At 51.8% G+C, this 24574-nt stretch carries 24 protein-coding genes, 1 pseudogene and 1 riboswitch; of the genes and pseudogenes, 16 read left to right on the forward strand and 9 right to left on the reverse strand.

All coding sequences use genetic code 11. The annotated features are described in order from the left end of the window. Positions 1-101 precede the first annotated feature (101 nt). The 7 genes from AC1MKH_RS12425 to mqo all read left to right on the forward strand — a co-directional run bounded on the left by AC1MKH_RS12425 (position 102) and on the right by mqo (position 7312). Complete coding sequence (locus AC1MKH_RS12425; RefSeq protein WP_253897738.1) at positions 102-254, forward strand: Hok/Gef family protein; 153 nt, start codon at positions 102-104, stop codon at positions 252-254. A gap of 343 nt (positions 255-597) precedes the next feature. Next, positions 598-1500, forward strand: a complete 903-nt coding sequence (gene glsB, locus AC1MKH_RS12430) for a glutaminase B (RefSeq protein WP_488452167.1) — start codon at positions 598-600, stop codon at positions 1498-1500. Further along, positions 1500-1865: a DUF4186 domain-containing protein gene (locus tag AC1MKH_RS12435; RefSeq protein ID WP_276224112.1), complete on the forward strand. Its 366-nt coding sequence runs from the start codon at positions 1500-1502 to the stop codon at positions 1863-1865. The genes glsB and AC1MKH_RS12435 overlap by 1 nt, the downstream gene beginning before the upstream one ends. Positions 1866-1943: 78 nt before the next feature. Continuing rightward, positions 1944-2471: a GNAT family N-acetyltransferase gene (locus AC1MKH_RS12440; RefSeq protein ID WP_276224114.1), complete on the forward strand. Its 528-nt coding sequence runs from the start codon at positions 1944-1946 to the stop codon at positions 2469-2471. 122 nt (positions 2472-2593) lie between these two features. Beyond that, positions 2594-4045 (forward strand): tagaturonate reductase, encoded by a 1452-nt coding sequence (locus AC1MKH_RS12445; RefSeq protein WP_276224116.1) that lies wholly within the window; start codon positions 2594-2596, stop codon positions 4043-4045. Between the two features lie 221 nt (positions 4046-4266). Beyond that, the gene (locus AC1MKH_RS12450; protein WP_276224120.1) at positions 4267-5181 is read left to right on the forward strand and encodes a bestrophin family protein; all 915 of its coding nucleotides are present in this window, start codon (positions 4267-4269) and stop codon (positions 5179-5181) included. Positions 5182-5656: 475 nt separating this feature from the next. Continuing rightward, the gene (gene mqo, locus AC1MKH_RS12455; RefSeq protein ID WP_276224122.1) at positions 5657-7312 is read left to right on the forward strand and encodes a malate dehydrogenase (quinone); all 1656 of its coding nucleotides are present in this window, start codon (positions 5657-5659) and stop codon (positions 7310-7312) included. A 141-nt stretch (positions 7313-7453) separates the two neighbouring features. Here the strand turns inward: mqo and AC1MKH_RS12460 are convergent, their stop codons facing one another. From AC1MKH_RS12460 to lysC, 8 genes are all read right to left on the reverse strand, one after another. After that, positions 7454-8389 carry an ABC transporter substrate-binding protein gene (locus AC1MKH_RS12460; RefSeq protein ID WP_276224125.1) on the reverse strand — a complete coding sequence of 312 codons (936 nt, stop codon included), beginning with the start codon at positions 8387-8389 and terminating at the stop codon, positions 7454-7456. A gap of 22 nt (positions 8390-8411) precedes the next feature. After that, the gene (locus AC1MKH_RS12465) at positions 8412-9134 is read right to left on the reverse strand and encodes an ABC transporter permease (protein WP_276224127.1); all 723 of its coding nucleotides are present in this window, start codon (positions 9132-9134) and stop codon (positions 8412-8414) included. Between the two features lie 26 nt (positions 9135-9160). Then, on the reverse strand, positions 9161-9901 hold the full coding sequence (locus AC1MKH_RS12470; protein WP_276224129.1) for an ABC transporter ATP-binding protein: 741 nt from the start codon (positions 9899-9901) through the stop codon (positions 9161-9163). Next, positions 9898-10581 carry a thiaminase II gene (tenA, locus tag AC1MKH_RS12475; RefSeq protein ID WP_276224131.1) on the reverse strand — a complete coding sequence of 228 codons (684 nt, stop codon included), beginning with the start codon at positions 10579-10581 and terminating at the stop codon, positions 9898-9900. The genes AC1MKH_RS12470 and tenA overlap by 4 nt, the downstream gene beginning before the upstream one ends. Positions 10582-10645: 64 nt before the next feature. Beyond that, positions 10646-10748: riboswitch (TPP riboswitch) on the reverse strand. Positions 10749-10826: 78 nt separating this feature from the next. Continuing rightward, a complete protein-coding gene (lysM, locus tag AC1MKH_RS12480) occupies positions 10827-11270 on the reverse strand; it encodes a peptidoglycan-binding protein LysM (RefSeq protein WP_015964406.1) in 444 nt (147 codons plus the stop codon). An 85-nt stretch (positions 11271-11355) separates the two neighbouring features. Then, on the reverse strand, positions 11356-12684 hold the full coding sequence (locus AC1MKH_RS12485) for a glycoside hydrolase family 10-like protein (protein WP_327622010.1): 1329 nt from the start codon (positions 12682-12684) through the stop codon (positions 11356-11358). Between the two features lie 65 nt (positions 12685-12749). Continuing rightward, positions 12750-13028 carry a VF530 family protein gene (locus AC1MKH_RS12490; RefSeq protein WP_015964404.1) on the reverse strand — a complete coding sequence of 93 codons (279 nt, stop codon included), beginning with the start codon at positions 13026-13028 and terminating at the stop codon, positions 12750-12752. 100 nt (positions 13029-13128) lie between these two features. Then, complete coding sequence (gene lysC / locus AC1MKH_RS12495; RefSeq protein WP_276224136.1) at positions 13129-14490, reverse strand: lysine-sensitive aspartokinase 3; 1362 nt, start codon at positions 14488-14490, stop codon at positions 13129-13131. Between the two features lie 615 nt (positions 14491-15105). Between lysC and AC1MKH_RS12500 the strand changes: the two genes are divergently transcribed. From AC1MKH_RS12500 to AC1MKH_RS12530, 7 genes and pseudogenes are all read left to right on the forward strand, one after another. Beyond that, the gene (locus AC1MKH_RS12500; RefSeq protein ID WP_041686241.1) at positions 15106-16491 is read left to right on the forward strand and encodes a diaminobutyrate--2-oxoglutarate transaminase; all 1386 of its coding nucleotides are present in this window, start codon (positions 15106-15108) and stop codon (positions 16489-16491) included. Between the two features lie 15 nt (positions 16492-16506). After that, positions 16507-17970, forward strand: a complete 1464-nt coding sequence (locus tag AC1MKH_RS12505; protein ID WP_276224147.1) for a pyridoxal phosphate-dependent decarboxylase family protein — start codon at positions 16507-16509, stop codon at positions 17968-17970. A 333-nt stretch (positions 17971-18303) separates the two neighbouring features. Then, on the forward strand, positions 18304-19641 hold the full coding sequence (locus AC1MKH_RS12510; RefSeq protein WP_276224140.1) for a short-chain fatty acid transporter: 1338 nt from the start codon (positions 18304-18306) through the stop codon (positions 19639-19641). A gap of 518 nt (positions 19642-20159) precedes the next feature. Beyond that, positions 20160-20294: pseudogene (locus AC1MKH_RS12515) on the forward strand (helix-turn-helix domain-containing protein); the annotation flags it as partial. 184 nt (positions 20295-20478) lie between these two features. Further along, positions 20479-21036, forward strand: coding sequence for an OsmC family protein (locus AC1MKH_RS12520; protein WP_000108589.1), 558 nt, complete (start codon positions 20479-20481; stop codon positions 21034-21036). Between the two features lie 141 nt (positions 21037-21177). Continuing rightward, on the forward strand, positions 21178-21759 hold the full coding sequence (locus AC1MKH_RS12525; protein ID WP_008502230.1) for a TetR/AcrR family transcriptional regulator: 582 nt from the start codon (positions 21178-21180) through the stop codon (positions 21757-21759). A 4-nt stretch (positions 21760-21763) separates the two neighbouring features. Next, entirely contained in the window at positions 21764-22102 is a 339-nt protein-coding gene (locus AC1MKH_RS12530) for a carboxymuconolactone decarboxylase family protein (RefSeq protein WP_000888080.1), read from the forward strand. A 29-nt stretch (positions 22103-22131) separates the two neighbouring features. Here the strand turns inward: AC1MKH_RS12530 and AC1MKH_RS12535 are convergent, their stop codons facing one another. Further along, complete coding sequence (locus tag AC1MKH_RS12535) at positions 22132-22461, reverse strand: thioredoxin family protein (protein WP_008502229.1); 330 nt, start codon at positions 22459-22461, stop codon at positions 22132-22134. A gap of 212 nt (positions 22462-22673) precedes the next feature. Here AC1MKH_RS12535 and AC1MKH_RS12540 point away from each other — a divergent pair, with 212 nt between their 5' ends. Then, a complete protein-coding gene (locus AC1MKH_RS12540; RefSeq protein WP_006687059.1) occupies positions 22674-23780 on the forward strand; it encodes an alkene reductase in 1107 nt (368 codons plus the stop codon). Positions 23781-23845: 65 nt separating this feature from the next. Beyond that, entirely contained in the window at positions 23846-24547 is a 702-nt protein-coding gene (locus AC1MKH_RS12545) for a DsbA family oxidoreductase (protein ID WP_327622009.1), read from the forward strand. Positions 24548-24574: the final 27 nt, after the last annotated feature.

Consider the following 24574-nt stretch of genomic DNA (forward strand, 5'->3'; position numbering starts at 1 on the left):
GAGAAAAGCCCCGAGTGATTTTTCAATCAACCCGAGGCCCCCTATATGTCAGCACATGTAGAGTGCCTCTTACAGACCGTAAGGTCAAGGAAAAGAGCGCGATGAAACAGTACAAAGGGATGTTACTGGCCCTGGTCATCATCTGTGTTTCCGCCAATGTGGCGGTGCTGGTCATGAGAAAAGATCTCTGTGAGGTCCACATCCGAACTGGCCAAACGGAGGTTGCTGTTTTCACAGCGTGCCGAACCATGTAAGAGCACCGGCGGGGAGCGATCCCCGCCACTCTTTGTGTGTCAGGCATATCCACAACGCACCCAATTTTTCCTCAGCCCGCTTCGTGCGGGCTCAGATTGCTGACAAAGTGCGCTTTGTTCTTGCCGGATGCGGCGTAAACGCCTTATCCGGCCTACAAAATCGTGCTAATTCAATATATTGCAGAATCCTTGTAGGCCTGATAAGCGTAGCGCATCAGGCAATTTCGCGTTTGTCATCAGTCTCGGCTTTCTTATGTTTCATCCATCATGCTCTGTTATACTTGCAGGCCGGAAATAGCCTGCGGGCAAGGAGTAGTAAGTGACTACGGTCATCGATAATGACATGCTGGCGTCGATTTTAGCCGACGTCAGGCCGCTGATTGGGCAAGGTAAAGTGGCGGACTATATTCCGGCACTGGCCCAGGTGAGCGGCAACAAGCTGGCGATTGCCATCAGCACGGTGGATGGCCAGCACTTCTCGGCGGGTGATGCCGACGAACGTTTCTCCATTCAATCCATCTCGAAAGTGCTCAGTCTGGTGGTGGCGATGAACCACTATTCGGAAGACGAAATCTGGCAGCGCGTTGGGAAAGATCCCTCCGGTCAGCCCTTTAATTCACTGTTACAGCTGGAAATCGAGCAGGGTATTCCGCGTAACCCGTTCATTAATGCGGGCGCCCTGGTTGTGTGCGATATGCTACAGGGGCGATTGAGCGCACCGCGCATGCGCATGCTGGAGATTATCCGCACCCTGTGCGGGGTGGCGGATATTACCTATGACACGGTAGTGGCTCGTTCTGAGTTTGAGCACTCTGCGCGTAACGCGGCGATCGCCTGGTTGATGAAATCCTTCGGTAATTTCCATAATGATGTGGCGACGGTGCTGCAAAACTATTTTCATTACTGCGCGCTGAAAATGAGCTGCAACGAACTGGCGCGGGCATTTTTGTTCCTGGCGAATCAGGGCCGGGCACCGCATATTCACCATCCGATTATTTCGCCGATGCAAGCTCGGCAGGTTAACGCCCTTATGGCGACCAGCGGCATGTATCAGAATGCCGGTGAATTTGCCTGGCGCGTTGGGTTGCCGGCAAAATCCGGCGTGGGTGGCGGTGTGGTGGCGATCGTGCCGCACGAGATGGCGATTGCTGTCTGGAGCCCGGAACTGAACGAAGCCGGTAATTCACTGGCGGGCGTCGCGGTTCTGGAAAAGTTAACGCAAAAGATTGGACGTTCAGTGTACTAATGGTTCCTCTCGATAATTTGTTTACACGTCTGGCGCGCTCGCCGTTTCGCAGCCGTTTTAAACTCGGCGTAAAAGAGCGGCAGTATTGCTATGACAAGGGGCCAGACGTTATCGACAGTCATGCGGCGGATTTTATCGCCTCCCGACTCGCCCCGGCGCAGCCAAAAAACGATGGCAAGCAAACGCCAATGCGTGGGCATCCGGTGTTTATCGCCCAGCACGCCACGGCAACCTGCTGTCGTGGCTGCCTGGAAAAATGGCACAATATTCCGGCGGGAACGCCGCTTGATGATGCTCAGCAACACTATATTGTCGGCGTCATTCACCACTGGCTGGTGATTCAAATGAATAAGCCGCAATCATAAGTAAATGCGATGACGGCACCTCTTGTGCCGTTACGCGCCGCCAGCGATAGTGACATGAAATTCACGAAGGAGAGTTTCATGAGCCCGTCTGTCACCCTGCGCACGCTATCGCGTGACGATATTCTGCTGTATCTCAACGATCTGACCGACATCCTGATTAACTGTGTAGAAGGTGGGGCGTCGGTGAGCTTTATGCTGCCTTTTAGCCGGGATAAAGCGCTGGCGTTCTGGCAGCGTACAGCGGCGAGCGTGGCGGCGAATGAGCGTATCTTACTTGCGGCGGTAGATGCGCAGCAGCGAATTGTCGGTACCGTCCAGCTTATTATCGATCAGCCTGAGAACCAGCCGCATCGTGCGGATGTTGCCAAACTGCTGGTTCATGAAGATGCCCGGCGTTTTGGTATAGCAAGTCAGTTGATGTTGCATCTGGAAACGATGGCTCGTGATGCAGGCAAGAATGTGCTCGTGCTTGATACCGCCACGGGAAGCGGGGCGGAGACGTTCTACCAGCGTGCTGGCTGGCAAAAGGCGGGTGAAATCCCGCGTTATGCACTGATGCCAGCAGGGGAATTAACCGCGACCAGTGTGTTCTATAAATTCCTCTGAATTATGAATTAGTCCTCACATTTTGATCAAAACAGGGTTTCATTGTCTAAAAATCTGGTAAGTTATTACACCAATTACACCAATTACACCAGGTTGTATGACTAATTAAAAAGGAAACGATTGTGAAGACTCTGAACCGCCAGGACTTCCCCGGTGCGCAGTACCCTGAACGTATCATTCAGTTTGGCGAAGGTAACTTCCTGCGCGCATTCGTTGACTGGCAGATCGACCTGCTGAACGAACACACCGATCTGAATGCCGGTGTGGTGATTGTTCGCCCGATTGCCAGTGATTTCCCGCCGTCACTCAGCACGCAGGATGGCCTGTACACGACCATCATTCGTGGTCTGAATGAGCAGGGCGAAGCCGTGAGCGATGCGCGTCTGATTCGTTCGGTTAATCGTGAAATCAGCGCTTATGCCGATTACGACGCTTTCCTGAAACTGGCACACAACCCGGATATGCGTTTTGTCTTCTCGAACACTACCGAAGCGGGTATCAGCTACCATGCAGGCGATAAGTTTGATGATGCGCCAGCCGTAAGCTATCCGGCTAAACTGACCCGTCTGCTGTTTGAACGCTACACGCATTTCAACGGTGCGGCAGATAAAGGCTGGGTTATCATTCCTTGCGAATTGATTGACTATAACGGTGACGCGCTGCATGAACTGGTGCTGCGTTACGCGCAGGAGTGGGCGCTGCCGGTGGAGTTCGTGACCTGGCTGAATGAGTCCAACACCTTCTGTTCCACCCTGGTTGACCGTATTGTTACTGGTTATCCGCGCGATGAAGCGGCAGCTATTGAAGCGGAACTGGGTTACAAAGACGGCTTCCTCGATACCGCAGAGCACTTCTACCTGTTCGTTATTCAGGGCCCGAAATCGCTCGCCAGCGAACTGCATCTCGACAAACTGTCGCTCAACGTGCTGATTGTTGATGACATCAAACCGTATAAAGAGCGTAAAGTCGCGATTCTGAACGGGGCGCACACGGCTCTGGTGCCGGTTGCCTACCAGGCAGGGCTCGATACGGTCGGCGAGGCGATGAATGACGCAGAAATTTGTGCATTCGTTGAGAAAGCGATTTATGACGAGATTATCCCGGTGCTCGATTTACCGCGCGATGAGCTGGAGTCCTTTGCCAGCGCGGTAACGGGGCGTTTCCGTAACCCGTATATCAAGCATCAACTGCTTTCTATCGCCCTGAACGGGATGACGAAATTCCGTACCCGTATTCTGCCGCAACTGCTGGCAGGGCAGAAGGCGACTGGCAAACTGCCTGCACGTTTAACTTTCGCGCTGGCGGCCCTGATTGCGTTCTATCGCGCAGAGCGTAACGGTAAAACGTATCCGGTACAGGATGATGCGCACTGGATTGAACGTTATCAGCAACTGTGGGCGCAGCATCGCGATCAGCTGATTAGCACCAGTGATTTGGTGAAAGCCGTGCTTTCTGTGAGTGAACATTGGGAGCAGGACCTGACTCAGGTTGTCGGCCTTGTCGAACAGGTGTCACTGGATCTCGACGCGATTCTGCTTCAGGGAATGCGTAAAGCCGTTCAGCCTTTGTGCTAATGCATGATAACCAGACCCGGCGATTGCCGGGTTTTTTATTCAGCACCATTAGTTACAACATACATATTTTATCTGTCTGTAATCCACACTGAAACATCGTGCGTCGTCATTTTTGGCAGGAATGAAAGGGGATTGATTATACGCGACAGCCTAGCAAACCGCTTGAATATGTGACCGCAATCACGTTTAATAAACAAGTTTTTAACTTAATCGATAACTCTATGATCGCGCGTCCTCATCAACACTGGCTGCCTCGCATTCTTGTCTGGCACGGCTCGGTGCTCCCCAAGATTTACTCTCGCTTGCTGCTCAATTTCCTGCTCTCCATTGTGGTGATCGCGATTTTGCCGTGGTACACCTCGCTGGGTATCAAGCTCACCGTGGCGCCATTCAGTATTCTTGGTGTCGCCATTGCTATCTTCCTCGGCTTCAGAAATAACGCCTGCTACGCCCGTTATGTCGAAGCGCGTTTGCTGTGGGGGCAGTTGATGATTGCGTCACGCTCCTTGCTGCGGGAAGTCAAAAATACACTTCACGACGAACCCAATATTGCAGAGTTCACCCGGCTGCAAATCGCGTTTGTCCACAGCCTGAGGCTGTCATTACGTCGCCAGCCAGCGAAAGCGGTGCTGGCAAACTATCTTGATGACAACCAGCTGGCCCAGGTGCTGGCCGTTCAAACACCTGCAAACCGTATTCTTCTGATGATGGGAGAGTGGCTGGCCGTTCGTCGCCGTGAAGGTAAACTGTCGGACATTCTGTTTCACAGCCTGAATAACCGGCTTAATGATATGTCGGGTGTACTGGCCGGGTGTGAGCGTATCGCCAATACGCCCGTGCCTTTTGCCTATTCGCTGATCCTGCATCGCACCGTTTATCTGTTTTGCATCATGCTGCCGTTCGCGCTGGTTGTCGATTTGCATTATATGACGCCGTTTGTGTCGGTGCTGATCTCGTACACGTTTATCGCGCTGGATACGCTGGCGGAAGAGCTGGAAGAGCCGTTTGGCATGGAAGATAACGATTTGCCGCTGGACGCTATCTGCAACGCGATTGAGATAGAGCTACTGCAAATGAACGATGAAACCGTGATCCCAACAAAACTGACTGCAGATAAGCATTATCAGCTCACATAGTGCGCAAAAGTAAAAGAGGGGGACGCAGCCGTTTTTTATTGGCATACTCGTATTCATAACCTGCTGCGTTCGCCTTATGATGGTCACGCAGCATTAAGAAATCATTAAGGTTTTCCGTGTTAGATGGTCATAACCGGCATAAGGAGAATCAAAATGGAAAAAAGAATCGAAACCGCAGTGAACCTGATCATTTTCATTTCACTGTTTGCCACTGCCTGGGACTTATCGTTGGTCCAGGATTTCTCCTGGTAAAACCTCCTGATTCACGCCCTCGTTCGTATCGAACGAGGGCAGCTCGCGACTTCCCCATCACGAAAATACCCAACAAACACCGCTGCCAATTTATTTAATTAAATAACTAAATAAATCTGTAATTATATAATAGTGCTAAAAATGTTATATGGATTTTAAAATATCGTAAAAATGCTTTACTATATTTATTCATGTTTCATCAATGCTATGTGATATTACTATTATGCCTGCAATTAAAAAGACAATTATCTCACTCACCTCTGTGGCGCTGTTTGTCAGTTCGGCAACCTGGGCTAATTCTGAAACCTCACAAAAAACCGATTTCCTGCTGATTGGCGGCGGTATTATGAGTGCTTCTCTGGGCACGTGGCTCCAGGAGCTGCAGCCAGACTGGAAGCAGGTCATGGTCGAGAAACTCGACGGCGTGGCGCTGGAATCCTCCAATGGCTGGAATAACGCCGGTACCGGTCACTCCGCGAATATGGAGCTGAACTATACGCCTGAACGTGCGGATGGTTCGATTGATGTCAGCAAAGCGCTGGATATTAACGAGCAGTTTATGATCTCGCGTCAATTCTGGACGGCGCAGGTGAAACGCGGCATTTTACGTGAACCGCACTCCTTTATTAATTCCACGCCGCATATGAGTTTTGTCTGGGGCGACACCAACGTTAATTATTTGCAAAAGCGCTATGATGCGCTGCAAAAAACCACTTTGTTCCAGGGGATGAAATTCTCCACCGATCACCAGCAAATTCAGCAATGGGCTCCGCTGGTTATGCAAGGCCGCGATCCGCAGCAGAAAGTGGCCGCGACCTGGACACCAGCCGGTACCGATGTGAACTACGGTGAAATTACCCGTCAGCTGATCGGCAGCCTGAAAAAAAACCCGAATTTCTCTTTGCAAACCTCATCTGAAGTGACGGAGTTTAAACGCAATGGCGATAACTCCTGGCACGTGACAATCAAAGATGTGAATAACGGTAAAGAGCACGCGATTGACGCAAAATATGTGTTTATCGGTGCTGGCGGCGGGGCGCTGAAATTACTGCAAAAAACCGGTATTCCTGAGGCTGATAATTATGCAGGCTTCCCGGTTGGCGGATCTTTCCTGATGACTGAGAACCCGGCTATCACCAAAGAGCATTTGCAGAAGGTCTATGGCCAGGCGTCCGTTGGCGCACCGCCGATGTCCGTACCGCACATTGATGCGCGTTTCATCGACGGTAAACGCGTGGTGCTGTTTGGGCCGTTTGCGACGTTCTCCACCAAATTCCTTAAAAATGGTTCGTTCTTCGATTTGCTGAGCACCACGACAACCAGCAACGTCATGCCGATGACGCACGTGGGGCTGGATAACTTTGATCTCGTCAAATACCTGATTAGTCAGGTTATGCTGAGTGATGACGACCGTTTTGCCGCGCTGAAAGAGTACTATCCGCAGGCGCGTAAAGAAGACTGGAAACTGATTCAGGCGGGGCAGCGCGTGCAGATCATCCGTAAAGATGAAGACAAAGGCGGCGTGCTGAAGCTGGGTACAGAAGTGGTTGTTGACCAACAGCGCACCATTTCTGCGTTGCTGGGCGCGTCTCCGGGCGCCTCAACCGCAGCGCCTATTACCCTGAACGTGATCAAGAAAATGTTCCCTGAACAGTTCGGTTCTGAGCAATGGCAGAGCAAAATCCGCGCGATCGTGCCGAGCTACGGCCAGAAGCTGAACGGTAACAGCGCGTTGACGCAACAGGTATGGGACGATACCGCTGCTACATTGCAACTGGTTAAGCCTCCGGTCATTCAAATGAATACCACCGAAAGTGACAATGTCACGCCTGAGGCAGCACAGCCGGAAGCGTCACCTCAGCATGATATGGCGCTGTAAAATTGCCTGATGCGCTGTGCTTATCAGGCCTACAACAATTCTGCAATATATTGAATTAGCGATATTTTGTAGGCCGGATAAAGCGTTTACGCCGCATCCGGCAATAACAGAGCGCACTTCGTTAGCAATCTGATGTACGGCTTACATAGCCCCGGTGGCGTATTGCTCCACCGGGGTTATTTTTTTGATGAGCTTGTTCTCAAATAAAAACTGCTCGTAATGCTCATAGCGGGCTTTATCCAGCTTTGCGGGATCTTGTGCAAAGAGCGGCAGCGTTTTCATCCATGCCTGCTGATTTAGTTCGGTATTAAGCTCAGGATGCAGGCTGGCGAACGTTTTCCAGCTCTCCTGCGGATGAGCATGCAGGTAGTCGCTGCCTTTTTTCAATGCCGCGAGGAATTTTTTAATCTTCGGTTTTTCAGCCGCGTCTTTATTTGCCACCAGAATCAATTCATCGTAGGCGGGTACGCCGTAATCCTCGACGTTAAACACCACCGGTTCTTTACCCTGAAGCTGGATCTCCAGCGCTTCGATGTTGCGATAGCCGCCAATCACCGCGTCCACTTTACCGGTCAGCAGGGCACTGGTTAGCTGGAAGTTAACGTTGATAAGCTTCACCGCATCCACTGGCGTATTGCTATGTTTCAGCATGGTATCCAGCGTCGCCTGCTCGATGCCACTGACGGAATAACCCACGCTCTTACCTTTTAAATCAGCCGGCGATTTAATGTTTTTATCCAGCGCAATTACCGTATTCAGCGGCGTATTGATGAGTGTGCCCACCCGCATTAGCGGTAAGCCCTGGTCGGCAAAGAAGTGCAGCTGCGGTTGATAAGTAATTGCCAGATCGGCCTGTTTTGCCGCCACCAGGCGCGGAGGAAGCGCCGGATCGGAAGGCGGGATAATCGTGACGTCGAGGCCTTCCTCTTTAAATGCGCCGATTTGCTGTGCCACCATCACGGGGGCGTGATCCGGGTTGATATACCAGTCCAGCACCAGTGTGACTTTCTCAAGTGCCCAGGCGTTTGGCGAAAGGGTGCTGGCAATAATCAGCGCAGAGAGAGCAGGTTTTAGCATTTTTGTTGTCATCGTAGTTTTCTCAATGGTTATCCGGAACCCAATAAATCAGGCGATGTAACAGGGCATCGATGATCATCCACAGCGAGATGGTCATCAAAACGAGTATCAGAAGGGCGGCGAAGCAGATATCACTCTGCATGCGCGCGTTGGCGTTGAGCATCACGTAACCCAAACCTTCCGCCGAGCCAACCCATTCGCCAATAATGGCGCCGATGGGAGCAACGGCTGCCGCCATGCGCAGGCCGGAACCAAAGGCAGGTAGCGCGGCCATCAACTGCACATGACGAAGCAGTGTCCAGCGTGACGCCCCCATGGTGCGGGCCAGGTCGAGATAATCGCCACTTACCCGGCGCAAACCGTCAAACAGAGCCGAGGTGACCGGGAAGAAGATAATCAGTACCGCCATGGTAACCTTGGCGCTCATGCCAAAACCAAACCACAGCACCAGCAGCGGGGCGAGGGCAAAGACCGGTATCGCCTGGCTGGTTAATACCACCGGCATCACCCAGCGCTGAAGACGGGGAGAAAAGACCATGCACAGCGCCAGAATCGCCCCGAGCAGTACGCCAATCACCAGGCCACTGGCGATTTCCGCCAGGGTAATCAACGTGTGCCAGCCGAGGTAACGACCATTATCGTGCAGGGCCTGAACTACCGCCGTGGGCGATGGCAGCAGGAATGCCGGAATAGAGCCGAGCGTCGCCAGCCACCATAACCCCACTAAGCCTGCAAACAGCGTCATCCCACGCCAGATTCGTGATAAGAAAATCACTGTGCCCCCCGAATGAGCTGTTGCATAAGCTCACGTTGACTCTGGATAACCAGAGGATCGTCAACTTCGCGTGGCGGCAGGCCAGCCATAACGTGGGAGTCATCGATGCCGCCAGGATGTTTCGCCAGAACCAGAATGTGATGACTCAGGCGGCAGGCCTCTACGGGGTCGTGTGTGATCAATAGCACGGTACGGTCAGCCAGCAGTTCCGCCGCCAGCGCCTGAATCGTGGCGCGGGTAATCGCGTCCAGCGCGGAAAACGGCTCATCCATCAGGACAATCGGCTGCTGTTCATAGAGGGTTCGGGCGATGGCGGCGCGCTGGCGCATCCCGCCGGATAACGTCTGCGGCAGGGCGTGGCCATAGCTGCTTAGCCCCACACGCTCAAGCAGCTCTTGTGCCCATTGGCGATCGGCTTTTTCTCCGCGTAAACGCGCCCCCAGGCAAACATTCTGTTCAATGGTTAACCACGGATAGAGCAGATCGCGTTGCCCCATCCAGGCGATTCGGCCTGCGAGCGAGCGACCATGTTCATCCGCCACGCTACCCGATGTGGGGGCTGCCAGCCCGGCAACAATGCGCAGCAGGCTGGTTTTACCCGCTCCGCTGGCACCCAGCAAGGAGACGAAATGCCCTGCCGGGATAGTCACGTTCAGGTTCTCGAATATCGTCTTATTGCCATAACGCAGCGTAAGGTCTGTTAGCCTGATCGCGGGGGATTCATTCACCGCCTTCATGATTTCGCGTTCAACCCCATCTGCCAGAACGCGCTTTCCAGCCGGGTGGCGGTGGTGAAGATAGACGAAAGTTCAGCGATACGGCTTTCACCACCGCGCTGAGCCGCCAGATTTTCAAATAGCGTCAGAGAGGCTTGTACGCCTGCCAGATATCCCTCATCACCATAGTTCCGGATCCACGGCGCGTAAGGATTACCCTCAAAGACGGTTGCCGGATCGTTGAGCAGGCGCAGGCCGATTTCCGCATAGCCTGCCACGCACGGCATCAGTGCGGTGAGCAGATCAAGCACATCGCCTGAATGCCCCACATCCAGAACATAACGGGTGTAATTCACCGTTTCGGCGGCTTCTTCCACCTGCGTAACGTCGGATTCCGTTAATCCCCATTGCTGGCAGTAACTGATATGCAGCGGCAGTTCATTGAGAATGGCGTTCAGTGATGCCGTCGCCGCGCGCATTTCCGGCAGATTTTGCAGTTTGCTCACCAGCAGTGCGTAGGCGCGGGCGAAATGAACTAAAAACAGATAATCCTGGGTGAGATATCGGCGGAACGCAGGTTCAGGCAGGGTGCCCGCACCTAACTGCTGGACAAATTCATGGGCGACGTAATCGTGCCAGTGGTGACCCGCGAGCGTGCGAAGGCGTCCGTAAAGACCGGTTTCAAACAGGGGTAAAGACATGGGACCTCCAGTAATAAAGTGGAGATCCGGGCGCAATGAGGGAAGAACAGGAATTGGCTGTGTAAATAGATGGCTAACCCGTCCCTTCGCTGGCATGACCCAGATCAGGTTCTAAGGGTTCGGCTTGCGCCATCTCAGCCCATTACTGGACACCCCTCGGACAGGAGGTTTTATACGATATTTTGCCTGTGAATACAACGAGGGGGGAACGCTTACCGGAATGACTTCCGGCAAGCGTGCGGTTATCAGGCTTTAGGAATACGTAAAGTCTGGCCGGGATAAATTTTATCCGGATGAGAAAGCATCGGGCGGTTGGCTTCAAAGATTTTATTGTACAGATTGGCGTTGCCGTATACGTTTTTGGAGATCGCGCTCAGCGTATCGCCGGATTTCACGGTGTAGTAGGTGGCTTCATCCGCACTATCGGCAGCGGTGATGTTATTCTCAACTTCACTGACTCCGGCGACGTTACCGACGGCAACCTGAATTTTCTCTTTCTCTTCCTGGGTTAGCCCATCACCGGTGACGCTGGCTTTCCCGTCGACGACCGTCACCTGGACTTTATCCGCACCGGGAATATTGAGTTTCTTTAAATGCTCGGTGACTTTTTCGCCCTGGTCCTGATGCGAATCCGTCAGTTTGTCCCACAGTTTTTCACCTGCTTCTTTCACGAAGTTAAACAGTCCCATATCCGTTCTCCAGTAAAGAATGTCAGGGTAAGCATAGCAGATGAGGTGCGCTACGCCGGGTTTGCGTAGCGCACAAAAGGCTGGATTAATGGCCCCAACGGGTTTTCAGATAATTCACCGCCTGGCGGGTTTGCGGTTGATTGAGATTATCTTCGCGGAACAGGATCGTCCCGTTGATTTCCGGGATTGATTCATTGAGATCGATCTGCTTACTCAGCTCTGGTACGCCGCCATTCACCGCCCAGTCAGGTTCTTTTTTCGACGGTTCGCCCACTTTATACAGCGCCACGCCAATATAGAGCCGTGTTTTGGTCGGTTTCACCACATCCGCCCACCATTTTGCCAGCACATCATAACGCGCAGCGTCGCGGGCAAACGGCCAGTACAGCTGCGGGGCGATGTAGTCCAGCAAGCCTTGCTGCACCCAAAGGCGGGTATCAGCATAAGACTCATCGTAGGCGGCCGCACCGCGCGTATCCGACCCTAAAGGATCGTGCGAGCGGTTACGCCAGACGCCCGCCGGGCTTACGCCAAACTCGACGTCGGGCTTCAGCTGCTTAATGGTGCGTGAAACCTGCTCGATAAGCTGTTGCGTGTTATGGCGTCGCCAGTCGGCTTTTGACGCATATTGCTGGCCATACTGCCGCCAGGTCTGGTTATCGTTAAGCGTAGAGCCGGCAGTTTCGGTATAGAAGTAGTCATCAAACTGCACGCCATCGACCGGATATTTCGCCACCACTTCCGCCACAATACTGGTGATCCAGTCGCGCGCTTCCGGAATACCGGGGTCAAGGACGAAGCGATCGCTTGATGTGCGGATCCAGTCGCGATGCAGGACAAAAATACTGGCGGGTTGCTGTGAGAGCGTGCGATTAAGCTCGGCCACCGTTGATGGTTTGGTGTTGGTTGTTACCCGGTACGGGTTAAACCAGGCATGTACTTTCATGCCGCGTTTATGGGCTTCATCCAGCATAAATTGCAACGGATCGTACCCGGGATTCTCGCCAATCTTGCCGGTTAAGGTATCGGACCACGGCAGAATTTTAGAATCCCACAGGGCGGTGCCATCGGGTTTTACCTGGAAAAATACGGTATTAATACCGAGTTGTTTCAGGTTATCGAGCTTTGCCGTCAGCGCTTCTTTCTGTTTATTGATACGAATGGCGGGGCTGCTGATATTGACCGAGTTAACTGGCGGCCAGTCGAGCCGCGAAACCGTGGCCAGCCAGATACCGCGCATTGGTTCATTACTCTGCTGCGTTTTACCGGCGGGCTTTGATGTGTTGCCTGGCGATGTAACAAGTGAACTCGGTGGCTTAGACGAACAACTGACAACAAGTAATGCCGCGGCAACCAGCGTGCCTAGTTTTTTAACCTGAGTGACCGGGGAGACGCCCCGCAAAGAGATGATCATAAACGCCCGTTTTCTACTAGTCCCTTGAGAGGCGATATTCTCTTACGATTTGCAGGGGAAGTGAATCAGATCTTATCGTCTCGCCCCTGCAACCACGGGTTAAATCCGCCATCCTGAGGTTCATCGTCTTCGAGGGAATCAAGATAGAGCGCTTCAACTTCCGCTCGGGCCCAAGGCGTGCGGCGTAAAAACTTGAGGCTGGATTTCACGCTAGGGTCATTCTTAAAACAGTTAATGTTCACCAGTTTGCCCAGTTTTTCCCAACCGTAGCGAGCCACCAGGGCATTAATTTGCATCTCCAGCGTAACGCCGTGCAAAGGATCTTTCGAATGTTGAGCGGTCATGGATATCCGATAAAGTGTGCGCAAAGAAGCGGGAAGGGTACAAGAAAGCGGGCACTGCGGCAATGAAATGAAAAGGGGCGTGAAACGCCCCTGATTACGCTTACTCGAACAGCCTGCGGTGTAATGCAACGACGGCGCTATCGGCAGTGTCGCCCGGCAACAGGAAGCTGAGATTATTATTGGATGCACCGTGGCAAATCATGCGTACCGCATGTTCGTCCAGTTCGGCGAAGGCATCACGACACACCCCCGTCCCCTGATGAAGCTGATTACCAATCAGCGTCACCAGCGCCAGCCCGGTTTCAATCTCAACCCGACAGTGGGAGGAGAGCGCCGTCAGCAGTGAGGTGGTTAAGGTGTGATCTTCCCCGGATGTCGCGCAGGTGGGATCGAGCGCAAGCGCAATGCTGCTTTCCGAGGTTGTGACCAGATCAATATCCACCTGATGCTGTGCCAGAATAGCGAACATCTCAGCAAAAAAGGCATAGGCTGGCTGCGCGTGCAGACTGTGCAATCTTAACAGGGTTTGCTTACGGCGAACGGCAATCGCACGATACAGCGGCGGATTCTCGGTCTCACGACGCACCAGCGTACCGCCGGCAGCGGTATTTTTACTGCAACCGACGAAGACCGGAATGTTTTTGCGCATCGCAGGCAACAGCGTTGCCGGGTGCAGCACTTTCGCTCCAAAGGCGGCCATATCGCTGGCTTCGGCGAACGAGATATGGTCGATACGCTGGGCTTGCGGCACAACGCGAGGGTCAGTGGTGTAGATACCCGCAACATCCGTCCAGATATCGACGCGTGTTGCCTGTAGCGCTTCGCCCAGCAGGGATGCGGTGTAGTCGCTGCCGCCGCGCCCCAGCGTCGTGGTATGCCCGGCGCGATCGCTACCGATAAAGCCCTGGGTTATCACGATGGCTTGTTCGATACGCGGACGCAGGTGCATTTCCACCTGTTCGGCGACCTGACTGAGCTCCGGTTCCGCACAACCGTAAACGTCGTTGGTGCGAATCACTTTGCGCGCGTCAAACCATTCAGCCTGGGCCTCGTGTTCACGAAGCACTTCAGCAAACAGCAGGCTCGACATCAGTTCGCCGTGGCTCACCAATTCATCGCTTAATGCAGCCGATGGCGTTGCCTGCGCGGTTTCAGCAAGACGAGCAATATTTTCAAGCAGTTGATCTATTTCTTTACTGATAACCGTTGGCTGTTTCAGGCGGGAAATAATGTTGTACTGGATGGTACGAAGAGTATCGATTTTATCCATACGGTCGCCGCTTTCCAGGCCTTCAGAAAGCTCGACTAACAGATTAGTGACACCGGCGGAGGCAGACAATACGACCAGGCGTACCTGTTCGTCTGCAAGAACAATACTGGCACTGCGATTCATCGCGTCAAAGTCAGCAACGCTGGTACCGCCAAATTTGGCAACGACGAATTGTGGATAAATGCGTGTCATAACAATCTCATATCAGGGCGCCATAAAAGATGGCTAGAAAATTTTCATTCTCGGCATAAGGGAAGTGACTTCGCCTTACGAAATGTCCGCCCGCGAACATTTCTGGTGACAACCCAGGATAAACATCCCGTTGTCGATAACGTGTATGCCTCTTACGCGTTACCGGTGTGATGCGCATTAGTTCTTTTATTAGCGTGTAGTGCAAATAAGCGCGCCATAGTAAGTGATTTATCTTTTAGGGTCGATGTTTTTATTATATTTATCGATAAACTAGTTAAAAAGAATGCCTTATCAGCAATTCCTGAACGTTATTAATAGTAAAAGTGTGTAAAGAAAGCATAAACCCATGACAATGTGATGGTTTACATGACGTTGTGCGCGTTTTGTTCGCCAGTTACATTTTGCCTGAAATGGTAACGAATTTTAAAGTATGTGAACAACAGAACCCTGCGTTATACACTGATTAAGAAGGGGAAAATCCTAATGAAAACATCGCTAAAATAAATGATTGAGTCCTACGCTAAAACCACTTATATTAGCCGCGTTTTTTTACAGGCAGTCCCTTTAACCTTAATTCAACCCGGCGTTATTAATACCCGAGGTTGTGGGAGTGATATGATGACGGATAAAGTCCGTATTGATACTTTAAGTGCTAATTCATTACCACAAAGCAATGATACCTTTTTAGCAAGACAAGCTGAGTTTGAATCCAACGTTCGAAGTTATCCACGTAAACTGCCGCTGGCGATTGCCAAAGCGCAGGGCGTTTGGATCACCGACGTTGAAAATAATCAATATCTTGATTGTCTGGCAGGCGCTGGCACCCTGGCGCTGGGTCATAATCATCCTGACGTGCTTCAAAGCATTCAAAGTGTCATCAGCAGCGGCTTACCGTTACATACGCTTGACCTTACCACACCTTTAAAAGATGAATTTTCATCTTATTTACTCTCTTTATTGCCGGGTCAGGGCAAAGAGTACTGCCTGCAATTTACCGGTCCGTCCGGCGCTGACGCAGTAGAAGCTGCGCTCAAACTGGCGAAAAAAGTGACCGGTCGTTCCAGCATTATCAGTTTCTCTGGCGGCTACCACGGGATGACGCATGGCGCGCTTTCCGTCACCGGTAACCTGTCACCGAAAGAAGCCGTTTCCAACATGATGCCGGAAGTGCAGTTCATGCCGTATCCGCATCAGTACCGCTGCCCACTGGGCATTGGCGGCGACGCGGGTGTTAAAGCGTTGACCTACTACTTCGAAAACCTGATTAACGACGTGGAAAGCGGCGTGCGTAAACCGGCTGCGGTGATCCTCGAAGCGGTACAGGGCGAGGGCGGTGTTAACCCGGCTCCGGTCGAGTGGCTGCAACGCATTCGTAAAGTTACCCAGGAACACGGCATTCTGCTGATTATCGATGAAGTACAGGCGGGCTTTGCACGTACCGGTAAACTGTTTGCCTTCGAACATGCGGGTATTGAGCCAGACATCATCGTGATGTCTAAAGCTGTCGGTGGCGGTCTGCCGCTGGCCGTGCTGGGTATCAAGAAACAGTTCGACGCCTGGGCGCCGGGTCACCACACGGGTACCTTCCGTGGTAACCAATTGGCAATGGCCACGGGCCTCACCACGCTGAAGATCCTGAAAGACGACAACATTGCTGACAAAGTCGCCGCTCAGGGCGAGTGGCTGAAAGGCAAACTGGCCGAGCTGCAAAAACGTTACCCGGTCATCGGCCACGTTCGCGGTCTGGGTCTGATGATCGGTCTGGAAATTGTGAAGCCGAACGAAGCGAAAGATCACATGGGTTGCTACCCGGCAGATGGCGAGCTCTCTGCGCTGTTGCAGAAAAAATGCTTTGAGTCTGGCCTGATTCTGGAGCGTGGCGGTCGTAACGGTTGCGTACTGCGTCTGCTGCCGTCTCTGCTGATCACCAATGCTGAGCTGGAAATTTTCCTCGATAAATTTGAAAACGCCTTGCTGGGCGCTGGCGTGAAGCCGGTTTAATCGGAGTTAATGAACGTGTCAGATAATAACCCGATTCTGTCCGGTTCGGCGCAAAGCATCGCGGCCTACCAGGATGCCATCGAGCAAAGCAGCAAAGTGGTCATTGAATGGTTAAAACAGCCTGAGATGTATCAGGGTAAAACCGTTGACGAGCTGCGCGAGCGTATTCATCTGAACTTCACCGCAGAGGGCCTGGGTAATCAGGCCACCATTGCGCGTGCAGTTGAGTACTTCCTCAAAGATAGCCTTTCTGTGCACCATGCCCAGTGCGTGGCGCATCTGCACTGCCCGAGCCTGGTCATCAGCCAGGCCGCAGAAGTGCTGATCAACGCCACCAACCAGAGCATGGACTCCTGGGATCAAAGCCCGTCAGCCACCATCATCGAGATGAAGCTGATCGAATGGCTGCGCGACCAGGTAGGTTATCCGGCTGGCGATGCTGGCGTCTTCACCAGCGGCGGCACGCAGAGCAACCTGATGGGCCTGATGCTGGCGCGCGACGCTTTCTTTGCTCGTCAGGGGCATTCCATTCAGCAGAATGGTTTGACCGGCGATCTCAGTAAGATCAAAGTGTTCTGTTCTGAAAGCGCACACTTCTCTGTGCAGAAGAATATGGCGCTGATGGGCCTGGGCTATCGTTCTGTAACTCAGGTGAAAACCGATGCATTCTCTCGCATGGACATGGCCGACCTGAAAGCCAAACTGGCGCAGGCGAAGGCCAATGGCGAGCAGGTAGTGGCGATTGTCGCTACGGCGGGAACCACCGACGCCGGTGCTATCGATCCGCTGGTCGAGATCACGGAGCTGGCTGCGGCCGAGAATATCTGGGTCCACGTAGATGCCGCGTGGGGCGGGGCGCTGCTGCTCTCTGAGAAGTATCGTCACTACCTGAACGGCCTGGAATCCGCAGACTCTGTCACGCTGGATTTCCATAAGCAGTTCTTCCAGACTATCAGCTGCGGCGCATTCCTGCTGAAAGATGCGCGTCATTATGAACTGATGCGTTATCAGGCAGCGTACCTGAACTCTGACTTTGATGAAGAGCATGGCGTGCCGAACCTGGTGTCCAAATCACTGCAAACCACCCGTCGTTTCGATGCACTGAAACTGTGGATGGGCCTTGAAGCGCTGGGTAAAAAGCAGTATGCCGAAATCATTGATAACGGTGTAACCCTGGCGCAGCAGGTCGCGGAATTTGTTTCCGCGCAGCCGCACCTGGAACTGGTCATGCAGCCACAGCTGGCAAGCGTGTTGTTCCGTTTCCGTCCGGAAGCGGGAGATGCTGCGTTTGTTGCGCTGCTCAACCAGCGTATCGGCGACGTGCTGCTGGCATCTGGCGCGGCTAACGTGGGCGTTACGGAAGCTGACGGTGTGACTTGCCTGAAACTGACGCTGCTGAACCCAACCGTTTGCCTGGAAGATGTCAAAGTTCTGTTGGCGAGCGTGAAAGAGACGGCTGAGACGCTGTTGAGCGCGTAAATTTAAGCGTGAATACTATAAAGCCTCTGTGTAAAAACAGAGGCTTTTTTATTATTACTGCGAAATACCGCAGCAGCATTTTATTCCTCGATCTAACCTTCACGATTTATTCCTCTCCGATCACACAATTTATTGAAATAAAGCGTAATGACCGATAATCGCACGTTATTTCGGTAATCGCCATTGACGACATTAAGCCTCGGCTCCTATTGTCAATATCCGTTATTAGAATTTCAACCATCAGAACAATGAGATAACTGAAGCTCTGGCTGTAGTTTCATTCTGTCGACGTTTAAAATTTAAAAGGAGCAACCGGTAAAACCGGTAAGAATCATGAGCAAAATCACCCATTTTTTCACCGAGTTGATGCGGCGTTATTTACCCGATCCCTTTGTTTTCGCCATCCTGCTAACACTATTAACGATGGTGCTTGCCTTTGTGGTGGAAGGGCGTACCCCCTTGCAAACCACCATGGATTGGGGAAATGGATTCTGGCAATTACTGAGTTTCACCACGCAAATGGCTGTCATTCTGGCAATGGGATATGTTTTAGCGGCGGCGCCACTTGTGGATCGTTTTCTTAATCGGGTTGTCAGCCACGTCCATACGCCACGTGCTGCTATCATTGTGGCGACACTTATTGGTTCAGTTGGCAGCTATCTAAATTGGGGTTTTGGTCTGGTAATCGGCAGTATTATCGCTAAAAAGCTGGCGCGTAATATCCCAGGGATTCATTATCCACTGATTATCGCAGCTGCCTATAGTGGCTTTACCTTCTATGGACTCGGATTCTCTGCCACGATCCCACTGTTAATATCCACTCAAAATCATGCACTTGAACCGCAGATGGGTATTATTTCTCTCACTGAGACAATATTTTCGCTTCCCATGTTACTGACAACAGGCGTTTTGTTGATAACATTACCACTGCTTAATGCATCGCTGCATCCTCGGAAAGGTGAAAAAATTATTGAGTACAGTGATTCTGAAACTATTCACCCACAGAAAAGCGGCCTGCCTGAAGAGTTAGTGTCTAAGGATACCTTTGCTGCCAGGCTAAATCATAGCCGGCTCACCAGTTACATTATTGGCGCAGTCGGGATGGTATATGTCGTCGGACACTTTTACGAAGGTGGTGCGCTGGACCTGAATATTATCAATTACTTTATTCTATTCCTTGGCGTACTGCTGTTGGGAACCCCACTTAATTACGTTGAAAAACTTAATGAAGGTATCCGGACGATTGGCGGCATCATTTTGCAGTTTCCGTTTTATGCCGGGATCATGGCAATCATGGCGGCATCTGGCCTGGTCAACACGATTGCTGAATTGTTCATACGGATATCGACACCTGAGACATTACCATTTTGGGGGCTTATCAGTTCTTTCTTTATTAACTTCTTTGCACCATCAGGTGGCGGCCACTGGGTAGTGCAGGGGCCGTTCATGATCGATGCGGCACAATCTATGAAGGCATCGTTGGCTCAGACCTCAATGTCGGTCATGTTGGGTAACGCATGGAATGATTTGGTTCAGCCATTCTGGCTTTTGCCAGCTCTTGCAATTTCCAGATTAAAATTGCAGAACATTATGGGTTACACCGTTGTCATGATGATTTGGGTAGGCGTCGTGTATATGGCGGCAATTCTGGCGTGGCCACACATGATTTGAGAACAATCGATGCGTGCGCTACGTGAAATCTGCAGATCTTCGTGGGTAATCCTGAGGCAGAATTTGCGTAGCGCACGCGGTAGATTCAACCGTTTGATTGTCGGAATGATGCGCTATGGCGTTATCGGATCACCATTCATGATAAATGCGTTGTTCGCAAAGGTTTGAGTCGAGAGTGTAGTACAGGGAATGATGGGCGACGCTGCGTGGATGAATGCCAAATTCCATTTAACTTATGTTGTGCGCAAATCCAGTTCATAATTCACAGATCGCATATCTATCTGCTTTAAATACATATTTTTAATATAAAGATGAGTTCACTTCCAGAGAATTTCATGAACTAACATGGATTGCGTCTCTTATGAGCATTTCTTATAGCATGCAATACTTCAACTTTTCCCATCGTAGTCGAAACCCTGCCACATCAATCTTTAGGGGGTATCTGATTGTTTTCTTGAACAATCCATCAGTTTTGGTAACATTTAGATGCGCTAATACTTAATCGGAAATGGTGTCTCATCCTGAGCGAGGAACAAAAGCAAACAGTGACAGAGCGCCTAAATGCTGGCATCAGTATCAGTGCTATTGCCCGGGAATTTAATACCACCCGCCAGACTATCCTTCGGGTAAAGGCTGGATTGCTGCAAGAGTGAGCGGCTGGGAAGATTATAAAAAAATCAAATGGTTATTATGAAATAAAACAGCCTTCTGGGTTCTTTTCCCCCTATTTTTTATAAAAGAGTAGACAAAAGAGGTTCGCGACATTAACCTACCAACTAGATGGTTGGCACTGATTACACCAGCTATAACTTTTATCAAGAAATTACAGGAGCCATTATGTCTACTACCGTTAAACCTTCTGCAGACGCAGCTGCGATCCACAATACCCGTGAAGCAGTTCGCAGCCAGCCTGGCCTGGGTAACCTGACTTTCCAGATGAAAGCCCGTTCCAGCGGCGGATTAACCGTTCGCACAGAGACCGGCGCCACAATCCAGAACGGCGTTATCGATACCAGTCGCGTGGGGAAATTTTCTAATATCGGTGATGAACCCGCAGGTTTACTCGGCACCGATACCGGCATGAGCCCGACTGAATACATCATGCAGGCGCTGGCTGGCTGTTATACCGCCACCCTCACCATGATGGCTGCTGAAAAAGGGATCGACCTGGACGGTATCGAGCTGGATCTTAATTTCGATATCAACCTCAACGGCTTCCTTGGGCTGGACAGCAACGTGCGTAAAGGTGCGAAATCTATTCGCGTCGATGTTCACCTTACGAGCAAGACCGCCAGTCGCGAGGAGTTAGAAGCGCTGGTCAGCGAAATGCAAAAGAATTCGCCAATCCACGATACTCTGGCTAATCCGGTTGAAATGATTACACGCCTGGCGTGATGTCAGAGATGTAATGCTGCCATTCAGAATGCAGGATGGCAGTGACGTTCAGCTCTGCACGATACTGAGTCAGTGATACAACTTGCTACGGAAAAATAGCAATAATATAATCTATCAACTAGTAGATTATATGGAGTAATTATGACAACCATGACACGGGAACGGCTGCTCAGCGAAGCAGAACACCTGATGCGCGAAAAAGGGTATTCAGCATTCAGCTATGCTGATTTATCAAAAATAGTGGGTATCACCAAGGCCAGTATTCATCACCATTTCCCGACCAAAGATATTCTGGGTGAGCAGGTGGTAATACAGGCGTTCTCTGATACGCAACGCGTATTTGAGCAGATAGAGGCTACTGAGAAAAGCGCGGAGAAAAGAATTGCGGCCTACATCGATATCTTCGCGCAAAGCCATAAAGCTTCACTACTGCCACTGTGTTGTGCGTTGTCAGCAGAGACCGCCAATCTGCCTCAGGCAATTACTGTACAGACATCACTTTATTTCGATATGCAAATCGAATGGCTCACAAAAGTCGTCAGGGCGGGCATGGAGTCAGGTGAGTTTTCATCCCATGCCGAACCATCAGATATTGCTTTGATGATCATTAATGTCTGTGAAGGCTCAAGCGTAGTGGCGCATGCAACGGCCAGACCCGAAGTCTTCGCCAACAGCCTTAAGTATATAAAACTGCTTCTTAATACCCCTCATTCAGGAGAATGACACTATGCTGGACTGGAACAACTATCGCTCAGAGTTAATGCAACGTTTAGGCGAGTTGGGCAAACTGACCCCCGAGACCATGAAAGGCGTGGTTGCCCTGGGCAACGCAGGTAACAAAACTGACCTTTTGGGCGCAAAAGTGCGTGAACTCATTGCCCTGGCGTGCGCAGTCACAACCCGCTGCGACGGCTGTATTGCTTTTCACGCCGACGCCGCTGTGAAAGCCGGTGCAACCGACGCTGAAATTGCTGAAGCGCTGGGCGTGGCGATTAACCTCAACGCTGGCGCGGCGGTCATTTATTCAGCCCGCACTCTGGATGCCGTCGGTCAGGCACGCGGTTAAGCATTAATAAATTCCACGTTAAAAGGGCATTACTGCCCTTTTTTTATGTCCGCAATCGCCTGAGCATATACCGATGCAGGTTTCACACCCGGTATGCGTTTAACTAATTGCCCTTCATGAAATATCAGCACAGACGGCAGCCCCCAGATCTCGTATTTGGTTGTCAGCACCGGCGCCTGATCTACATTGACTTTCCCCACCTGAATATCTCCATCGAGCCGGTCTGCAAACTGACTGAACATTTCTTCGCTGGCCTGACAGGGCGGACACCAGGGTGCAGAGAAACGTACCACCGATATTCCTTTGTACTGCTCTATCTGGCGGAAATTATCTTCGTTATAAGCTGTTAATGTACGCATGGTGATGACCTCGCAAAATGAGTGACAATTCAGAAATGGCTGCGTTATGACAAAAAAATACGACACACCCGTTGACCTACCTACTAGATGGTTGGTATATTGCCATCCATCAGATGTTTATGCAACTCCAGTGCGCGACGTCCGGTCGATGATACTTCCGGGTTGTGCAAATCCCTGCCGGGATACTCCTTTTTGTTTCTGTGAGGTATACGATGAGTAAGCTTTTCACCCCCTACAATCTGTCTGGCCTGGCGTTAAAAAACCGTGTAGTTATGGCACCGATGACCCGCACCCGCACCATGAATGACGTGCCGGATGAGGTCGTGGCTTTGTACTATGCACAGCGTGCTTCTGCTGGCCTGCTCATCACCGAAGGGATGCCGGTTTCAGAAGAAGGCCGGGGTTACCTCTATACCCCTGGTATCTACAACGACGAACACGTCCAGGGCTGGCGTAAGGTGACACAAGCGGTTCACGCCAAAGGTGGCCGTATTTTCGCGCAGCTCTGGCACGTCGGCCGTATGTCTCACGTCTCTCTTCAGCCAGGCCACATAGCGCCGGTTTCAGCGGGCACCGTTCAGGCGGTCAATACCACCGTTTTTGCGCTGACCGAATCCGGAGAACCGGGCCCGGTTGTACCAAGCCAGCCACGCGCGCTGGAAACGCATGAAGTGAAACGCATCACTGCAGACTTCGTGCACTCCGCACGCCTGGCGATGGAAGCCGGCTTTGACGGTGTGGAAATCATGGCTGCAAACGGATTCATCTTTGACCAGTTCCTCAGTAGCGAACTGAACACCCGCACCGACGAATACGGCGGCTCGGTGGAAAATCGTCAGCGTTTCCTGCTGGAGACCATTGACGCCGTGGCGGAAGCCGTGGGTAACAGCCACGTTGCCGTGCGCCTGTCACCGTTCGGCCGCATTTATGACCTCGCGCCGTATGAAGGTGAAGAGCAAACCTGGTCAGCCATCACCGACGCGCTCGGTCAGCGGGAGCTGGCTTACGTACACCTTTACTATCAGCCGGTGTACACCAAAGCGCCACTTCCGGAAGGATTCCGCCGCCGTTTTCGCAACACGTTCAAAGGCACCATCATCGCTGCCGGCGGTTTCACCCGTGATATCGCAGAGCAGGCTCTGGAAGATGATGAGCTGGATCTGGTGGCATTTGGTGTGCCCTACATCGCTAACCCGGATCTGGTTGAAAGAATGCAAAACGGCTGGCCACTGGCAGAAAGTGACCGCGCCACCTACTACGGCGTCAGTGGTTCACCGGAAAAAGGCTATACCGATTACCCGGTCTGGCAGGCGCAATAAATCCCATACGGTCGCGGTTCTCTGATAAGTGAGACCCGACCGCCCAAGGTCTTTGAGGAATCATTATGCAAACGCTGAAACCCACCCTCACCATCGATATCTGGTCAGATTTGGTCTGCCCGTGGTGCTGGATTGCTAAGAAAAGATTTGAACAGGGTCTGAATCGCTTTGAATTTCGCGATCAGGTGGTGATCCGTCATCACAGCTACCGTCTGGCCGGTGGTACTCCCGCTATGCCTTTTAAGGATGCCATCGTTAAAAAACTGGACAGTCAGCATTCAGCGGAGCTGATGATGAATCAGGTGGGCACCGCCGGTAAATCTGAAGGTCTGATCTACAACTTTGACGGCATGATGTTTGGTGATACAGAAGATGCACACACCCTGCTGGTTGCCGCGCGTAAGGCCGGAATTGCGGACGCGGTGGAAGAACGTTTTTATCACGGCAGTATCACCGAAGGTCGCTCTCTCTTTGACCGTCAGCAGCTCGTTGCAATGGCCGTAGAAGCCGGTATGGAGAAAGCTGACGCCGAAGCCGCTCTGGAAAATGACGATTTTCGCGCCACCGTTTCCGACGATGAAGCCCACGCACAGTCTATTGGCCTCAGCGGCGTTCCGGTTTTTGTGATGAACGAGAAATACGCCATCAGCGGGGCTCAGGGGGCAGACAACTTTTTGAATGCCCTGCGTCAGGTCTGGGATGAACAGCAAACCGAATTTTCAGCCACTGCGGGTCAGACCTGCGGAACGGATGGCTGCAGCATTTAATCCGTCAACCGCCGGCAGTTTCACGCT

This window comes from Pseudocitrobacter sp. CD920760, assembly GCF_057782505.1.

What these genes read in the sequence shown, in the direction of transcription:
- AC1MKH_RS12490 (WP_015964404.1), bottom strand. Translation starts at nt 13,028, where the DNA reads ATGACCGCTCAACATTCGAAAGATCCTTTGCACGGCGTTACGCTGGAG.
- AC1MKH_RS12435 (WP_276224112.1), top strand. Translation starts at nt 1,500, where the DNA reads ATGGTTCCTCTCGATAATTTGTTTACACGTCTGGCGCGCTCGCCGTTT.
- AC1MKH_RS12460 (WP_276224125.1), bottom strand. Translation starts at nt 8,389, where the DNA reads ATGCTAAAACCTGCTCTCTCTGCGCTGATTATTGCCAGCACCCTTTCG.
- AC1MKH_RS12500 (WP_041686241.1), top strand. Translation starts at nt 15,106, where the DNA reads ATGATGACGGATAAAGTCCGTATTGATACTTTAAGTGCTAATTCATTA.
- AC1MKH_RS12485 (WP_327622010.1), bottom strand. Translation starts at nt 12,684, where the DNA reads ATGATCATCTCTTTGCGGGGCGTCTCCCCGGTCACTCAGGTTAAAAAA.
- AC1MKH_RS12510 (WP_276224140.1), top strand. Translation starts at nt 18,304, where the DNA reads ATGAGCAAAATCACCCATTTTTTCACCGAGTTGATGCGGCGTTATTTA.
- lysM (WP_015964406.1), bottom strand. Translation starts at nt 11,270, where the DNA reads ATGGGACTGTTTAACTTCGTGAAAGAAGCAGGTGAAAAACTGTGGGAC.
- AC1MKH_RS12520 (WP_000108589.1), top strand. Translation starts at nt 20,479, where the DNA reads ATGTCTACTACCGTTAAACCTTCTGCAGACGCAGCTGCGATCCACAAT.
- AC1MKH_RS12440 (WP_276224114.1), top strand. Translation starts at nt 1,944, where the DNA reads ATGAGCCCGTCTGTCACCCTGCGCACGCTATCGCGTGACGATATTCTG.
- AC1MKH_RS12450 (WP_276224120.1), top strand. Translation starts at nt 4,267, where the DNA reads ATGATCGCGCGTCCTCATCAACACTGGCTGCCTCGCATTCTTGTCTGG.
- glsB (WP_488452167.1), top strand. Translation starts at nt 598, where the DNA reads ATGCTGGCGTCGATTTTAGCCGACGTCAGGCCGCTGATTGGGCAAGGT.
- mqo (WP_276224122.1), top strand. Translation starts at nt 5,657, where the DNA reads ATGCCTGCAATTAAAAAGACAATTATCTCACTCACCTCTGTGGCGCTG.
- AC1MKH_RS12530 (WP_000888080.1), top strand. Translation starts at nt 21,764, where the DNA reads ATGCTGGACTGGAACAACTATCGCTCAGAGTTAATGCAACGTTTAGGC.
- AC1MKH_RS12465 (WP_276224127.1), bottom strand. Translation starts at nt 9,134, where the DNA reads ATGACGCTGTTTGCAGGCTTAGTGGGGTTATGGTGGCTGGCGACGCTC.
- AC1MKH_RS12540 (WP_006687059.1), top strand. Translation starts at nt 22,674, where the DNA reads ATGAGTAAGCTTTTCACCCCCTACAATCTGTCTGGCCTGGCGTTAAAA.
- AC1MKH_RS12470 (WP_276224129.1), bottom strand. Translation starts at nt 9,901, where the DNA reads ATGAAGGCGGTGAATGAATCCCCCGCGATCAGGCTAACAGACCTTACG.
- AC1MKH_RS12535 (WP_008502229.1), bottom strand. Translation starts at nt 22,461, where the DNA reads ATGCGTACATTAACAGCTTATAACGAAGATAATTTCCGCCAGATAGAG.
- AC1MKH_RS12425 (WP_253897738.1), top strand. Translation starts at nt 102, where the DNA reads ATGAAACAGTACAAAGGGATGTTACTGGCCCTGGTCATCATCTGTGTT.
- lysC (WP_276224136.1), bottom strand. Translation starts at nt 14,490, where the DNA reads ATGACACGCATTTATCCACAATTCGTCGTTGCCAAATTTGGCGGTACC.
- AC1MKH_RS12545 (WP_327622009.1), top strand. Translation starts at nt 23,846, where the DNA reads ATGCAAACGCTGAAACCCACCCTCACCATCGATATCTGGTCAGATTTG.
- tenA (WP_276224131.1), bottom strand. Translation starts at nt 10,581, where the DNA reads ATGTCTTTACCCCTGTTTGAAACCGGTCTTTACGGACGCCTTCGCACG.
- AC1MKH_RS12525 (WP_008502230.1), top strand. Translation starts at nt 21,178, where the DNA reads ATGACAACCATGACACGGGAACGGCTGCTCAGCGAAGCAGAACACCTG.